We start from the raw sequence: 15,503 nt of genomic DNA on the forward strand, positions 1-15,503 counted from the left end.
GGACAGGAACTGAACGAACTGCTCTGCTGCGCGATCCCGCTCTGCGTTACACTCACCGGCGTAAATGACACCGGGCGAGAAGAGCCAAGCTCTCCGTTTCTATACTGCCGCCGCCAAGTGGTCAGAAGCGAGCGGCAAATACCATGCCGCCGAGCTGTCGCGGTCACCTGTCGGTGACCAACAAAGCTTTCCTCCACAATGCGTAGTTTGTCATCATCAGACCAGGACCGACGGCGAACGCCATCGGTCGCGGAAAGAACTTCAATTTGGGAACAGTTGATAAAGTCGGACATAAGGTCGGACTTACCATCGGAGCCAAGCCCTGTTCAGACGGCCCTCGCCGGAGCATTACCAATGTTCATTCCAGAACTTCGATAGAAAAGGCAGGAAGTGCGAAGACTTCCATCTATCGTAGCGCTTTCTGCCTTTTCTGGGGCGACTATTGCCATCATACACTTTTCAGTGGTTTTCGAGTAAAGCTTCTCATAGCCTTCCATTTACGTATTTTGAGGCCCAGTATGAACCCTACCGAAATTTATGACGCATTGGCGGAGATTGCCGCCGAACCTTTTGACGCCACCGAATTCCCCTTCGCCTTTGCGGCCGCCACCGATGGCGCCAAGGCGGCGATCTCCAAGCTGCGGAGCGGGTCGACCAACAAGTCCGACCTTCCCGGCGGAGTGCTGTTCGGCAAGAAGTTCCACTTCGCCCCCGCGCTGGCGGGGATGACCGATGTCACGCTGGACCAGCTGCACAGCTCGAAGAAGACCAAGACCTCGAAGCCCGCGATCCTGATCGCAACGGATGGCGAGATGATCTCGGCAGAGCATCCGGCCTCGGGCGACACACTGCACTGCCGTTTCGATGAGCTTGGCGACAACTTCGGGTTCTTCCTGCCCGCTGCGGGCAAGGAGCGTTACCGCGCGGTCGAAGAAAATCCCGTCGACGTCAAAGCGACCGGCAAGCTGGCTCGGCTTTATGACACTCTGACCAAAGCCAACCCAGACTGGGGCTGCGACGAACGTCGGCACGAGATGAACCAGCTGATGATGCGGCTGATCTTCTGCATGTTTGCCGAAGACGTCGGTATCTTCCCTGACAACCAGTTCTCGCGCCTGCTGTTCACCCATGCGGGCGACAAGGGCGAGGAAGCGCGCGAAACCATCATCGCGGCCTTCCGGGCAATGAACCAAGCGAAAGACAAGCGCGATGGCCTGCCCGCGTGGACGGGCGAGCTGGAGTACGTCAACGGCGGGCTCTTTGCGGGCACCATCGATGCGCCGCGCTTTGATGCCGTGGCCTTCCGCTATCTGCGTGAGGCCTGCGACCTGAACTGGCGCGAGATCAACCCGGATATCTTCGGCTCGATGATCCAGTCGGTGGCGGACCCGAAGCAGCGTTCGGAACTGGGGATGCACTACACCTCGGTGCCGAACATCATGAAGGTGATCGGGCCGCTGTTCCTTGATGATCTTGATGCCGAGATTCACAAGGCATGGGACCGCGCCAAAGGGCTGCAACAGGTGCTGGACCGGATGTCGCGCATCCGCGTGTTCGACCCGGCTTGCGGTTCGGGCAACTTCCTTGTCGTGTCTTATCGCGAACTACGGGCGCGCGAGACGCGCATCCTGCGGCGGCTGGAAGAACTGATCGGCCCCGGGTCGCTGACCATGTTCTCGGCCATCTCGATCAGCCATTTCTATGGGATCGAGATCGCGGATTTCGCCGCCGAAACCGCCAAGCTGGCGCTGTTCATCGCCGAGTATCAGGCCAATGCCAGCTTTGCCGAGATTTTTGGGCGACGCCCTGCTGCGCTGCCCTTGAAGGATGCGGCGCATATCCGCACGGGGAATTCGCTTCGGATCAACTGGGCGGAAGTCTGCTCGCCTCCTGGTGAAGGCGAAGACGTGTTCATTGTGGGTAATCCACCGTTCGCTGGCTCTACCTATCAGACTGCCGATCAAAAAGATGATATGCGCGAGCTTCTTTCCGGTCACTTCAAAACGTTCAAAGATCTCGATTACGTCATATGCTGGTTCTTCCTGGCCGCCCGATATTTGCGATCAAACAATGCATCGGCAGCTTTTGTGGCAACCAACTCAATATGCCAAGGACAGTCAGTCCCTATGTTTTGGGGCAATACCCTGTCGGAGAACTTCCAAATCCAATTCGCACACCGACCGTTCAAGTGGACCAACAATGCCGCAAAGAACGCAGCGGTTCTCTGCGTCGTTGTTGGAATCTCCGCTGGAAATAATCGTAAAAAGGTGATTTATGACGGAGACTTACGTGAAGAAGCCACTTCCATCAATGGATACTTGGTCGAAGGTCCAAACGTAGCTGTCGCGGCCTCCAACTCAGCGCTCTTTAACCTTCCAAAAATGTATCGTGGTAGTGCCGCAACTGAAGGTGGAAATTTGATCCTCACGGAAACTGAGGCTCAGGATTTGTCGGAGCAGTTCCCCGAGGCCGCAAAGTTTGTTCGTAAGTTCCAGGGCTCCAAGGAGGTGGTGAGGGGCGAGATGCGTTGGTGCCTTTGGATCAAGGATGAAGACGTCGAACTTGCCTGGAGCATTCCACCCATCGCAGAGCGGCTCAGAGCTGTGGCAAAGTTCCGCGCTGCCAGTAAGAACGCGGTGACCCGCCCAGCAGCTGAAACACCGCACAGGTTTTGGTTCATCAGCGGCGAGGCTGAAAGCCATTCCATCCTCGTTCCTCGCGTCACGTCCGAACGCCGACCTTACCTCCCTGTTGTCCGGGTTGGCGCAGATGTCATCTCATCGGACCTCAATCAGGTACTCTATGACGCCCCCGAATGGTGCATCGCGCTCATTGCATCGCGACTACATATTGTCTGGATCGGAATTGTTTGCGGAAGGTTGGAAAGCCGCTACCGCTACTCTAATACCCTCGGCTGGAACACCTTCCCGGTGCCTAAATTCTCCGAGGATCAGCTGGAGGCACTCTCGGCCTCGGCCCGCAAAATCCTGCGCTGCCGCTATTCTCATTATCCGGCCACAATTGCCGAACTCTATGATCCGGACAAGATGCCCGACGACCTACGCGCCGTGCATCGGGAAAACGACGATCTTTTGGAAACCATGTATATCGGCCGCCCTTTCCGCAATGACACCGAACGGCTTGAAAAGCTCTTCAAGCTCTATGCTGCCAAGGTGAAGTCGCAGGATGCGAAAGGCGCGAAAGCATGACGACGACCTATGTGCTGTTCCAGATGTGGGGACCATTTCGCCAGTCGCTGATCGACGGGCACCTCTTCTATGTCGAACAAGCGCGGAAGCGGCTGCTCACGCAGTTTGAGAACATCGAAGCTGAGGCGGACAAAGCTTCGGATGACTGGCTCAAGGACAACAGTCACCGTTTCGATCCTGATCGAGACGATCCGGGGAGCTTTTATGAGGCTGCAGGCGAATCCGGCATCGAGTTCTACCGCTTGCTCTCGGATATGCGTGATCAGACCCAACTGAGCGTAGTCGCGGGTATGTACCATGAATGGGATAAGCAGCTTCGCGATTGGCTGGTCGCCGAGGTCAAACGCTGGCACCGTGGAGATATGGCCCCCGAAAAGATCTGGAAGGCGAACTTTTCAGATCTCGCTGACCTGCTCGAAGGCCTCGGGTGGAAGATCCGTAACACGGGATATTTTAAGCTGCTGGATGCCTGCCGTCTGGTCGTCAATGTCTACAAGCATGGCAAAGGGACGTCACTGGACGATCTGAAGCAAAGTTTCCCCGAATATCTCCCTGACCCGAATGCAGGGACGCGCCTTGCATGGGCTTCGATCGATTTCCTTGATCATACAGATCTGAAAGTCAGCGATGTCCAATTTCAGGCGTTCTCTGATGCCATCGTATCTTTCTGGAAGGACGTGCCCGAGAACATTTCTGAGCCTGATGTTACCAGCGTACCAGCTTGGTTCGAGAAGGCGATACTGAAAGATCGTGCTGAAAAGGCAGGTGCAAAATGACCGATCAGAATGGGTCGCAAAAAACAAGCGAGGCGGCGCCCGAAGGCCCGCCTCATGATCTTGTCCGCAGGAGGGGCCAAAAGCCTGCCGAAGCACCTAAGGGCAACCTCACCACGTCTCACACCTCATTAGATAGCGATAAGAGCCATATCAATCAAGTGCCGAGTCTCACAGATCTTACCATTCAGAAGTTACTAACCGAGTCCCTGAGCGAGCGAAGGCTCCAGCGGTATGCGCCCGCCGCTGGCGACGCAGGTGTGGCACGCGAGGACATCTACCTGTGGAACTGCGACCTTGCGGATGCATTCCAGTTCGCTCTCCACATGGCTGAAATCACTTGCCGCAACAGCATTCACTCCGCCTTGCTCTACAAAGGCGATAGGTGGTTTGAGGACAGCACATTCAGGAAGCTCCTGGACGGCCCACGATTGAACGATCTCGATATGGCTCTGGCAGACGAGCGTGCTCAGCATGCCGAAAGCTTTGACACGCATCACCTCGTTTCCGCATTGTCTTTTGGATTCTGGGAGCATCTGACGACCAAGCGTTTTAAACGATACCTGTTTCCAAAGGGCTTTCAGAAAAACTTCAAGCACGCCCCTTGGAAAGCCGAGCTAGACGAGTTGCATGACCTGATCGAGAGCGTTCGTCGCTGGCGCAACCGTATTGCTCACCACAACGCGGTCTTCGACAAGGGGCCGTCAGCAAAATACCAAGACGCTCTCACTTTGATCTCTTGGTCATCGCCCGCATTGGAGACTTGGGTTGCTGGCCGCTGCAGGGTCAACCAAATCATCAACGCACGACCAAGAGGTAAAGAGTAAGATGGTTCAGATGGTCAATGTCACCTATGGCACCTCCAAGGCGACGACGAACGCACTTGGTCAGCGCCCGATGCAGGCCCGTACCTATGCCGCGCGCGCTGCGCAGTTCCTGCTGCTGAAGGCGCCGCCCGCAGCAGGCAAAAGCCGTGCGCTGATGTTCGTGGCGCTCGACAAGCTGCGCCATCAGGGGCTGGAAAAGGTGATCGTCTGTGTACCGGAGACCTCGATCGGCGGCTCGTTCCGCTCGACCGATCTGACCAGCTATGGGTTTGAGGCGGATTGGGAGGTCGATGACCGCTGGAACCTCTGCCTGACCGGCGAGGATGCCGAGAAGAAGAAGGTTAAGGCGTTTCAGGCGTTCATGGAGAGCGATGCCAAGGCGCTGGTTTGTACCCATGCCACCTTCCGCTTCGGCTTTGACGAGGTGATCAAGACCAAGGGGATCGAGGTCTTCGACAGCTGCTTCATCGCCATCGACGAATTCCACCATGTGTCGTCCTCGGACAACAACCGGCTGGGGGTTATCCTTCGTAGCCTGATCTCCCGCGCGCAATGCCATGTGATGGCCATGACAGGCAGCTATTTCCGCGGCGATGCCGATCCGGTACTTCGCCCCGAGGACGAAGACCGTTTCGCCAAGATCACCTACAGCTATTACGAGCAACTAGAGGGCTACGCCTGGCTAAAGGCGCTCGGAATCAACTACGAGTTTTACAAGGGGAAATACGTCAACGGACTGCCAGGCGTGCTGGATCCTGAGCAGAAAACGATCATCCACATCCCGCACCGCGGATCGTCTGAAGCGTTCGATGACAAGTTCAACGAGGTGGGCATGATCCTAGACCTGCTGGGCAACCATGAGGGCCGCGAACCCGAGACGGGGTTTGATCTGGTGCGCAGGCCTGATGGTAGGCTGCTGAAAATAGCGGACCTGGTGGATGACGGGCCGGGCCGCGATATCGTGAAGGCTGCGCTGTCACGCGAGATCAAGGGACCGGATGGGAAGCGCGACGACGTGGCTGACCGAGCCAAGGTTGACATCATTATCGCCCTAGGGATGGCAAAGGAAGGGTTCGACTGGGTCTGGTGTGAACACGCGCTGACAATCGGCTATCGGTCGTCCCTGGTCGAGATCGTGCAGATCATCGGGCGAGCGACGCGCGATGCGCCGGGCAAGCCACGCGCGCTGTTCACGAACCTCGTTGCCGAACCTGGCGTGGAAACAGGAATCGTGAGCGATGCCGTGAACGACATGCTCAAGGCGATCTCTGGGTCGCTGCTAATGGAGCAGGTGCTAGCCCCTAATTTCAAATTCTACCGGCGCGAAGATGGCGACGTGCGTGCGCCGATGGGAACTGATGTCGAGGGCAATATAACAATCGGCATCAAGGGGTTGATCGAACCGCCCACGGATCGCTCACGCGAGATCTGTGAGAAGGACATGAACGACCTGATGGCAACGGCCTACCAGGAGATGGATCGACGGGTGCTGTCGCCCGATACCGCCCCCGAGGTTGCCACGCAATTAGTGCTGACAGATATCATCGAGAAGCGCTATGAAACGCTGGATGCCGAGGAAACGGAGTCCGTACGCCAGCATCTCGCGGCTCACATGAACGTTCTGACGCTAGCGCGGAAGGAGACCGAACGCAGTATTGTCGAGGGACAGTCCACTTTGAGTGGCACACCTCAGAAGTCTAGTGATGACGAGGATGCCGACGAATCTGCCTGCGCGCCGAATACCCTGCTAGAAATGGTTCGGAAGTTCATCAATGTTCGAGATATCGACATCGAGCTGATCGACAGCGTGAACACCTTCCAGGAGCGTTTCGAGGTCGCATCGAAATCGATGAACTCTGAGCTGCTGTCGCATGTCCAGTCAGCTATGGTTGCCCTGCGCGTGAACATGACCGGTGATGAGGCCAGAACACTATGGCCCCGCATCAAGGCATTCCGCGCCACTGAGGGGTGTGAGCCGAATGTCCACTCCGCCAACCCGCTTGAAAAGCGTATGGCTGAGGCGCTTGCCTGGCTGAAGGCCGAGAAGGCCAAGCGGCTGCGTGAGGGGGGCCTATGATGGCGCGCCCCAGTTTGGATGACATTTTCGCGGAAGACGACGAATTCGGCCTGTTGGATGTCAAACCTCGTACGGGGCGCGGTGGTCCGTCGCAGGATAGTGGCGTCGCCGCCTTGCTCGAAGTCACGGCCTTCTATGAGCGGCATTCGCATCTTCCTGATCCGGACGCATTAGATCACGACGAGATGCGCCTTGGCGCGATCTGGGACACCGTGAAGCTGGCACCCACCGATCAGATGCGGGCTGTGGATCGTTTAGGCCTACTGGGCGAAGATTCTGCTCCCACGCCGCACTCATGGCAAGATGACCCGGTCGACGCTGATATCCCCGATAGTTTGGATGACATCTTCGCTGAGGACGATCTTGATGTTGATGCGTCACTGATCAGTCTCAAGCACACCACGCCCTCCGCCGAACGCCATGTTCCAGATCATCGCGCCGACTTCGTGCCCTGTCAGGATTTCGAGCGGTTTCGGGAGCGTTTCGAGACGGTGCAGCGCGGTCTGGAAGCAGGTGAACGCCAAGCATACCCGGTAAGGAAATGGTCGGTGATCGAGCCGATCGAAGGGGACTTCTTCATCAGGAACGGTTTGCTCGCCATGATAGCTGAGAAGTCAGAAATGACCACCCGTGGCGGCACGCGCGACCATCGGCTTCGCGTCATCTTTTCAAACGGCACAGAGAGCGACCCGCTCATGTCGTCATTCCGAAAATCCCTAAACGATGACAAAACAGCACGTATAGTTCAAAAGGTTGGTCTAGGTCCGCTCGATCCAGAATGGGAGGGTGATCGGCTGAAATTGTCGGGCACGATCTACGTTGCGCGCTCCCAATCGGACAATCCCGAAATCAAAAGTCAGCGCATGATCTTACACAAGATCGGCGTAACCAGTCAGGACGTTGCCCGCCGTGTTGCAGATGCTAGAAATGATCCGACATTTCTCTTGGCTCCGGTGGAAATTGTCGCAACATACAGTCTGCAAAACCTATCGCGCAGCAAAGTCGAGAACCTTCTACATCGTTTTTTCGCAGCCGCTCGCCCTGCCGAGCTCTTCGTAACCGATCGTTTCGGAAAGAAGGTTTTTCCAAAAGAGTGGTTCTACGTCCTTCCTGATCATGTAGGTCAAGCCGTAAAATTGATCGAAGATGGTACACTACATCTGCATAGGTACGATGTCGAAAGTCAGAAAATCCTCCCTTTAGAAAAGACAAGCTGAGATTACCGCATTCTATTGTTTTAATAGGGCAACGATCTGCCATTCGTTGGGCTTATTGTGAACTGCAGCAATGCGAAAATAGCAGCCGTTGCAAAGTCGCCTGCCTGGGAAACATGTTGTGGCAAGGACGGCCCTTAGCTGCCTTTGAGAGGGCGCCACCCTTCCGCGCTGCAGCGTTTTCAGAGCCGAAATTCGTGGACGCGCCATTAAATCTACCTACAAGCACCTTGGATATGCTTGGTTCAACCTTCCTAACCCTTTTTCTGCGTGGTAGTGAGTGTCGGCTCAGATCTAATATTCTGGAGAGGTTGATTTATGAGAGAGTACAATGGGGCGGTACTATTTGTAGACATCCTAGGCATCAGTGCATTGACGACGTCGTCCGCGCCCATAGTCATCGAGCAAGACTTCAAGGCACTAGCCCCGCGCTCGAAGAAAACAGGTGGCAATCAACTGTTTTGCGCTCGGTTGTTATCAGTATTTCGAAAAAACCTTCTCCAATGCCAAAAGAAAGGATTGAAGATAGCACAACTGTCGGATTGTGCGTTTCTATGGGCGGAGGATGTGAGCTTGGTGGTCAAAGCCGCTAAGGTTCTATTTGAGAAAAATTCTGAAACCGGGGTTTTCGCTAGAGGTGGTATGACTTTTGGGCAAATTATTGAGCCAGAGAAAACAAACCGTAGTTTGGGTCAGTTCATTTGTGGAAACGCGGTTACGAGGGCAGCCCAACTTGAGGGTTCAGGAAAAGGTTCCCGCATCTTCATTGATAGGGAAATTGGTGGGCGCCATATTCAGGGCATCTCCCCAAGTGCATTTGAGGGGCTTGCTAATCCCGCGGACTACCGGGTGATTGATGAGTTTACCTGGTTCTCATGTCCGAGAAGTTTTGAGACTCGATCTGAGAACTTGGAAAGGTTGAGGGCTCTTTTGGCTCTTCTTATTCGGTTTCAACATTCTCCCGCTTTTCGTTGGAATGCGGCATCTAAGCCGGGATTGATCCATTTAGGCGCTACTATTGAGCGGCTGACAGTCACTGCGCGCCAGCTATGCGAAGAGTTGGAAGTACGTTTGCCGCAGCACACCTTTCAATCTTCGGAATTGTTCCAAGAACTTTACGAAGAAAGCTGGCACTCAGAGGCGGAGTATCGGAAAAAATGTGTTCGGTTTGATAAACACTGGAACAGGGCAGTTTCAGACCAGAAATGACGGCCCACAGCGGACGCTCATCCTCACCTGACGACGCTGCAATGCGGCCCGTCGAAGCTGCCGCCGCGCGCTTGAGCGCAAAATCACAGCACAAGCGGTCTCACACTCGGCGGGGCAAAACTGCCTAAAAGACCAGCCATTCTCATGCCTTCTACCCTATATTCTCACGGGAATCTGCCCACTTGTCGAAAGGGGCGTCACTTGATTTCGGTGTGGGCGATGCCGTCGGAGCGATAAGGCTCACGGGCATTCTGAGGCTCTCTCCGAAGGCAACAGCGTTTTGCCGTGCAAGGCCAGAAATTCTTTTTACATCTCTTCTGTCAGCCCATTCACTCGATGCTTGAACTGCCGCCAAGTCTCTATCGGACGCCAGCCGAAATGAAATCCAATTCCCGCATTGGGAAAGAACGGTTTGAGATATCTCTGATGGACGTTGAGTGCTCAGCCAAAGCGCCAATCCAAATTTCCGACCTTCCTTTGCCAGTCGCTCATAGGCCAAGGAACTGCCCGTGTCGCTTTCCCCAACACCTACGGGTCTCAAATAGTGGTGTGCTTCCTCCAACACCAAGAGAGTGGGGACTTTCTTGTCTTGGCCACGCTCAAAAATCTCGAACGCAAAAAGCTCCAACAAAGAACCGAGGATAAACGGCATCAGGTCGTGAGCCACCCGTCGCAGGTCAACAATGTGAATTCTCCAGTTTGAGTGCTCATCGCCGAATATGTTTGCCACTAACTCAGAAGCTTCGCTCCGCCAATCAAGCGGTTCCTTGCGGGGCGCTCCATCCGTATCAACTACGGCTGAAAACATCGGGTCTTCAACGAACCTGTGGATGCGGTTTACCAGCGGGGCAACATTACCATATTGAAACGCGTTTCGTTCCCAACCACTCCTGCCATTTGTCAGTGAATAGCTTTCCGCAACCAAGGGTCCCAGAGCCTTCATCGGGGGCCACATGGACACTTCGGCCGCAGTCTTGTCCTGTAGCGCCGAAATTCGCTGCTGCGCTTGCGTTGCATCGCCGCTTCGGCAGTCATCGAATAAAAATGGTGTGGTGTCAGTCAAAATGCCGACACCACTTCCGGCATCGATCCATTTGACCCGATTGAGCGACTCCAAGGCGAACATCAGAGCTGGTCTTTGCGTCTTTTCGCTTGGCATTAGGAGCCTTTGGAGGCCGTGCCGCCCAAGCGCAAAGTAGGGGATTTTCAGGCCACCCTCTCCGAGCTTTGTAGTCCTGACCCAGTCCGGCTCTACGTTTTCTGAGAAGGCCTGCTCATACTCACCGTTGATATCAAATATGACTGTCCGAGAGCCGGGAAGCTTAACAATTTGCTGGAGTATAGCGGCTGTAAAACAGCTTTTTCCCTGTCCTGAGCTCCCGAGAACGGCTACGTGTTTGCTTATTAGGCTTTGAATGTCCACTTGGACCGGTGCGCCGCTGCGTAGCTCATTTCCCAAGTGAATCGATGTAGGCGCGTTGTCGTCGCGACCAAGAACTGTTTTTTCCTCATCCGCGATCAGCGGATAGACCATTGCCCCTAAAGCGGGGGTAGACAGTGAGTCCGACACAAATTCGAGTTCACCGGATTTTCGGGTGAGTTTTCCGACAACGATGCCAACAACATGGCGCAGGGGCTCAGCCGAAAGAGAGCTTTTTCCCATGGACCGGCGATGAACCTCATTTGGTTCAGCAAAACTGATCGACCTAACCCGCAGCAACAGTAAGCGGTCGCCCGCATCAATACCCAAAAGGCTGCCAATCTCCGCAACCATCGACACACCGTGAGAATGCCCTGCGACCATCCCTCGGTGGTGATCCAAGACGTTTAAAGTGATTTCCGCCCCGTCTATCCGAACTACATACCCTATTGGTGAACGACCGATCACGATGAACCACCTTCATTTGGGTTTGTGGCCGTATCAAGTGCCTTTAGCCTTTCTTGAAGCTGGCGAAGGTCATCGTTGTAGATTGATGGTTCAGGAAGGTGTTCGACAAAGCTACCAAAATAGGCATCCCCACCGCCGCCTACGAATGTTACGCGTGGGCTTTGCAGAGAAAGCAGTTTTTGCGCCGCTGTTGGAAGTTTAGACACGTCTTCCAACCCAGAAAACTCGGGGAGATAGACAACTAATTGGAACGTCGGGTTGAGCAACGCTGACAAAAGTAACCTGTTGATATGCTCGTCTCCAAAGCCATACCCTGACACTAAAAGGGCAGACTGTGGACGAGCCAGAAACTCAGAGTATCTGCGAAACAGTTCCCCAAGTACAAAGCCAACAGTTTGAATGTACTTTGCGGCGCTAGGGAGAACTGTAAAAGCAAGTTTATCTGTGTCGCCTTTTACGAAAGTCTGGATTTCCTCCTGCGCCTCAGTCGCCTGAATTTCATAGTACTGCCCGGAAACCTCCTTCCATGTCAGAGAGCCATGAAGCTTAGCTAAATAGACATTGTAGGACCCAAACTGCGCCTCTCCCTTTGCCTGAACATTCCGAAACCCCAGATCGAAACTTTGGGGTGTGAAGCGGCGAGAATGCAGGCCCAAAAAACCATTGATGACGTTCATATCAATTGAGTCAGCCGCCCATTCAATGGCGAGGTCATAATTGGTGGTGAACAGCCAAGGAGACGATTGCCCCGGCTGTCTGGCAGACGTTAAGCGCTGCAAAAGCAGCCGGTGAGCGGACAGCCTGTCCTCGCTGTGCGCGACTCCCTCTGGAGTATTCCACCAGCTTTCGTCTAGAAAAGACGCTCTGACCAATGCTCGATAGATTGCAGCGCGAGCCTTCTTTCCTTCATCTTTCTCGATTGATCCTGCCCGTTCCCACTCCGCCAAAGCAATCGCCAACGTGTCCAATAGGCTCTCAACATTTGGTGGTGCGGATTGAGATACACCGGGTGCCGCCGGGGCGGGCTTTGGCATGCCGGGAGGCAATGAGGCAGCTTGAGGTATGCCGGGAGGCACAGGGGCGGTTTGAGGCATAACAGGTGGCACAGGGGCGTCCACAAACTTATTGCGGCAAAGCCACTGGTATTCGCTTGGAGACGATGACTTAAAATCTTCCCAAAGTTGGGCCATGGTTTTCCCGCCACACCCTACGGACGCGCCTGCCCCAAGCAAAACACCGATATTTTCCATACGTAGGAGGGTTGCCAAATGCGCCGTCAATTCAATCTCATCACTGAGAAGAACGTTGCCTCTATATGCTATCAAATGAATCCCCAACTATTCTAATTTTCAGAAGCGCTCTCGACGCGCCCCATAAAAAGGCCCGCTCTGACAAATCTACCTCAACTTTTACCGATCTGCACTATGCGAATGGTTGCTATCGAAGTGTCCAACGGCGCTGTTTGCATCCGCAGCCAAGGACTGCTTCCCACCCTTGTTTCAGTATACTTTGTCGGGGCGAAGGATACAAAGAATGTCATAAAAGAAACCGATAATCTTAAAATTGGTGAAATCCGTCTGCCACATCGCGTTGATGGCTGTGGTTTTGGCTTTAAATTCATCAGCGGCTTTAATCGCCGCATAATCCGGTACTGTGATCAGGCCTCCACACCAAAGAAGTAGATTCTTGGGCACGATGTCTCCCGAGGAATTATTTCAACAGTTCTGGTTATTTTTTTCTTAAAAACGGGCCCCGGTAATTTACAATGGCACTACAGAACTTGAAATATCCAAATACTAGCAAATTTTTCAGAAAAATTCGTTGGGATGACCGGACATTTCAGGCATTTGGAAAATCAATACAATTTTATCTCATATTTTCTATACAACACCCACACATACAGTTATGCGGACATAAGATTAAATGCGTTACAGGCTAAAATGACGATGCGGGATGAGCATCATCTAAAATTGCGAACCCAATTAAAAACCAATAAGTTATCTAATCCTGTAAGTGGTTCCACGCACTCGAGACATCACGCGAATGCCGGATCATGAGTTGATGCAACTCTGCGCCCGCTTCGAATATACGTCCGAAAATGCTTGGCTGGAAGACGCCCGTAGAGGTCTTCCGAGAAAGGATGATGGCCGGAATGCGACGGTTTCCCTACCCTCAACAAAAATAAGCGCCGCGCCTCACAAAGCGCTTACAGTCTCGAATATGCCGAATTTTAACAAAAAATCGACTTTTCCCGTTACTGACGCCACGTCAAAGTATATATAATTAACCTAAAGTATGTATTGCTAGATAATTGATCTAGCCAGATTGGGGTGGATCATATATAGAACTATTGAAATCAGTCTCGTTAGGTTTATGCTGAATGGCAGTGTAGGCCCGAGAGTGTGTTGAGGGACGTAGGTTTGGTGACCAAGAGAGAAACAGAAAGCAAGACGGAGCGCTCAAAAGAGAGTGCGGTAGCTCCTTTTTCTGTGGAGTCTGTCGAGGCTGAGCGGCTCAACACAAAATCCGGACTGAATGGTGTGTCGGCCAGTGCGATTGGCATGGGCTTGGCGCTGCAATCCGATTTGACCGGGTCTCTGGCCGCATTTGCGCAAGATGCTGACGTATCTGATTCGTCTGATGCAGACACATCGAGCGTTCCAAACGGAATTTCCGAGGGCGCAGCGAGCGCAAATCTCCAAGATACTCTTCCCGACGTGGCAAACGGCGACATCTCCGAGGACGATGACGTTTCGCTCGAAGACATTGAAGGTGAAGCGTCCGGTGCCGTTGCTGCCGCAGGCCGAACCTCTGATATTTCAAACGCCGGAGCTGCTGCCGCTGCGGCGGAAGACCGACTGTCGGACGCGCTCGAAACAGACAATGAAAGCCTGTTGAACGAGCAGACTTCGGCCACAGTTGTTGATCTTCTGGATGAGAGCGACGCAGACGGTGTGCTGGGAACCGTGTTGGACCCGATCCTCGGCGATGACGGTCTTGTGGACAATCTGCTTGATACGCTCCTTGGCGAAGGCGGTATCCTTGATACCTTGCTCGGCGATGACAGCCTCGTTGACACTCTGCTTGATACGTTGATCGGAGAAGACGGGCTTCTTGATCTTGAGGCGCTTGAAGTCGTTCTGGGGCCTGACGGACTTCTTGGCGGGGCAATTTCCGAGCTTCTCGGAGATGAGTCCCTTGTTGCAAGCATTCTCGGGGATGAGGGTGTCGTTGACGATCTGGTGGAGGCTCTGACCGGCACCGGTGGTGTTCTGGATAATATACTGGGTCCGGTCCTCGGAGACGATGTGGTCGGGAATATTATCGGTGAAGATAGCATTGTATCCGGTCTGGTCGGCAATCTGCTCGGCGACGGAGGGCTTGTCGATGAGCTCGTCGGGGACATTCCCGTTGTAGGCGACCTGCTGGACGAAGACGGATTGCTTGGCAACGTGATCGGTGAGGACAGCGCGCTTGGTGGCCTGCTTGGCCTCGGCGGCAGCGACGAAGAGACAGGTAGCTCCGAGGATGATTCTGAGGAAGGCGACTATCTTGATGCGTTGCTCGGACTAGATAATCCGGCGGGTGATCTGGGCGATACCGTATCCGGTGTCCTTGGCGACATTTCGCTTGATGGGGCCGGCGATGTCATGGCGGGCCTTCTCGGTGACGAGGATGTATTCGATGTTGACGTTCCCGACGCAGTCACCGGTGGCTTTGATGATCTCTTTGCCGGTCTCGTGGGCGAAGACAGCCTTGTTGGTTCTCTCGTTGACGAAGGGCTTTTGGCAGGCGGTAGTGACGCGCTTCCAGATGGTGAGGTGGACACCCTGCTCAATGAAATACTTGGCCCGTCGAGTAGCGATGTTCTGGCAGGTGGGGATGCCCTGAGCGCCCTTCTTGATGAAGCTGGCGATAGTGACACCTCTGGTGTTGGCGGTTTGCTCGCAGATAGCGCTGGTGGTTTGGTCGACGATGTTAGCGATGCATTTGACGCCGGCGCATCCCTGCTTGATGGGTTGATGGACGATCAGGACAACATTTCCTAAAAAAGATGCATCCTTGGGTTGTGTTTTTTGAGAAATCTATAAATAGTCTATCCCAACATCCCTTGGTTGGGGTAGGGGTGCATCCGTAGACAAACCTTTGATTTGGTGCGGGGATGTTATCCCTTTAAATAGACATAGGTATATGGGGTGCGGCTGAATGGGAATTTTGTCTCAGCGAAAAGCCATACTTACGCGTCATAGGGGTGCTGATATACGCCTGTTCCGGCGGTGTCACGATGATGCGGAGAGAAAGGGAG

General features: G+C 54.0%; 11 protein-coding genes. 7 read left to right on the forward strand and 4 right to left on the reverse strand.

The features are described 5' to 3' along the window. Positions 1-293, reverse strand: a 293-nt coding sequence (tnpA, locus tag BM152_RS04710; protein WP_139222472.1) for an IS66-like element accessory protein TnpA, incomplete at its 3' end; no start/stop codon positions are given. A 225-nt stretch (positions 294-518) separates the two neighbouring features. Between tnpA and BM152_RS04715 the strand changes: the two genes are divergently transcribed. The 6 genes from BM152_RS04715 to BM152_RS04740 all read left to right on the forward strand — a co-directional run bounded on the left by BM152_RS04715 (position 519) and on the right by BM152_RS04740 (position 9,309). Continuing rightward, positions 519-3,209: a class I SAM-dependent DNA methyltransferase gene (locus BM152_RS04715; RefSeq protein WP_066601704.1), complete on the forward strand. Its 2,691-nt coding sequence runs from the start codon at positions 519-521 to the stop codon at positions 3,207-3,209. Beyond that, positions 3,206-3,985: a hypothetical protein gene (locus BM152_RS04720; RefSeq protein ID WP_066601705.1), complete on the forward strand. Its 780-nt coding sequence runs from the start codon at positions 3,206-3,208 to the stop codon at positions 3,983-3,985. Before BM152_RS04715 ends, BM152_RS04720 begins: the two co-directional genes overlap by 4 nt. Beyond that, on the forward strand, positions 3,982-4,809 hold the full coding sequence (locus BM152_RS04725; RefSeq protein WP_066601706.1) for an Abi family protein: 828 nt from the start codon (positions 3,982-3,984) through the stop codon (positions 4,807-4,809). Before BM152_RS04720 ends, BM152_RS04725 begins: the two co-directional genes overlap by 4 nt. A 1-nt stretch (position 4,810) precedes the next feature. Then, on the forward strand, positions 4,811-6,886 hold the full coding sequence (locus tag BM152_RS04730; protein WP_066601707.1) for a DEAD/DEAH box helicase: 2,076 nt from the start codon (positions 4,811-4,813) through the stop codon (positions 6,884-6,886). Then, positions 6,883-8,103: a GIY-YIG nuclease family protein gene (locus tag BM152_RS04735; protein ID WP_197418772.1), complete on the forward strand. Its 1,221-nt coding sequence runs from the start codon at positions 6,883-6,885 to the stop codon at positions 8,101-8,103. The genes BM152_RS04730 and BM152_RS04735 overlap by 4 nt, the downstream gene beginning before the upstream one ends. A 315-nt stretch (positions 8,104-8,418) precedes the next feature. Beyond that, positions 8,419-9,309, forward strand: coding sequence for a hypothetical protein (locus tag BM152_RS04740; protein ID WP_066601709.1), 891 nt, complete (start codon positions 8,419-8,421; stop codon positions 9,307-9,309). Positions 9,310-9,460: 151 nt separating this feature from the next. Here BM152_RS04740 and herA read toward each other — a convergent pair whose 3' ends face one another. From herA to BM152_RS18780, 3 genes are all read right to left on the reverse strand, one after another. Next, entirely contained in the window at positions 9,461-11,197 is a 1,737-nt protein-coding gene (gene herA / locus BM152_RS04745) for an anti-phage-associated helicase HerA (RefSeq protein WP_066601711.1), read from the reverse strand. Then, on the reverse strand, positions 11,194-12,534 hold the full coding sequence (locus BM152_RS04750; protein WP_331711561.1) for an SIR2 family anti-phage-associated protein: 1,341 nt from the start codon (positions 12,532-12,534) through the stop codon (positions 11,194-11,196). The genes herA and BM152_RS04750 overlap by 4 nt, the downstream gene beginning before the upstream one ends. Before the next feature lie 162 nt (positions 12,535-12,696). Then, a complete protein-coding gene (locus BM152_RS18780) occupies positions 12,697-12,891 on the reverse strand; it encodes a hypothetical protein (RefSeq protein WP_066601714.1) in 195 nt (64 codons plus the stop codon). A 729-nt stretch (positions 12,892-13,620) separates the two neighbouring features. Between BM152_RS18780 and BM152_RS04760 the strand changes: the two genes are divergently transcribed. Further along, positions 13,621-15,246, forward strand: a complete 1,626-nt coding sequence (locus tag BM152_RS04760) for a hypothetical protein (RefSeq protein ID WP_139222473.1) — start codon at positions 13,621-13,623, stop codon at positions 15,244-15,246. Positions 15,247-15,503 lie beyond the last annotated feature (257 nt).

It is taken from the genome of Celeribacter halophilus (assembly GCF_900114135.1).
Lineage (GTDB): Bacteria > Pseudomonadota > Alphaproteobacteria > Rhodobacterales > Rhodobacteraceae > Celeribacter > Celeribacter halophilus.

Excerpts from the sequence above, each read along its gene's own strand:
- BM152_RS04715 (WP_066601704.1), top strand. The coding sequence starts at position 519 with ATGAACCCTACCGAAATTTATGACGCATTGGCGGAGATTGCCGCCGAA.
- BM152_RS04720 (WP_066601705.1), top strand. The coding sequence starts at position 3,206 with ATGACGACGACCTATGTGCTGTTCCAGATGTGGGGACCATTTCGCCAG.
- BM152_RS04725 (WP_066601706.1), top strand. The coding sequence starts at position 3,982 with ATGACCGATCAGAATGGGTCGCAAAAAACAAGCGAGGCGGCGCCCGAA.
- BM152_RS04730 (WP_066601707.1), top strand. The coding sequence starts at position 4,811 with ATGGTTCAGATGGTCAATGTCACCTATGGCACCTCCAAGGCGACGACG.
- BM152_RS04735 (WP_197418772.1), top strand. The coding sequence starts at position 6,883 with ATGATGGCGCGCCCCAGTTTGGATGACATTTTCGCGGAAGACGACGAA.
- BM152_RS04740 (WP_066601709.1), top strand. The coding sequence starts at position 8,419 with ATGAGAGAGTACAATGGGGCGGTACTATTTGTAGACATCCTAGGCATC.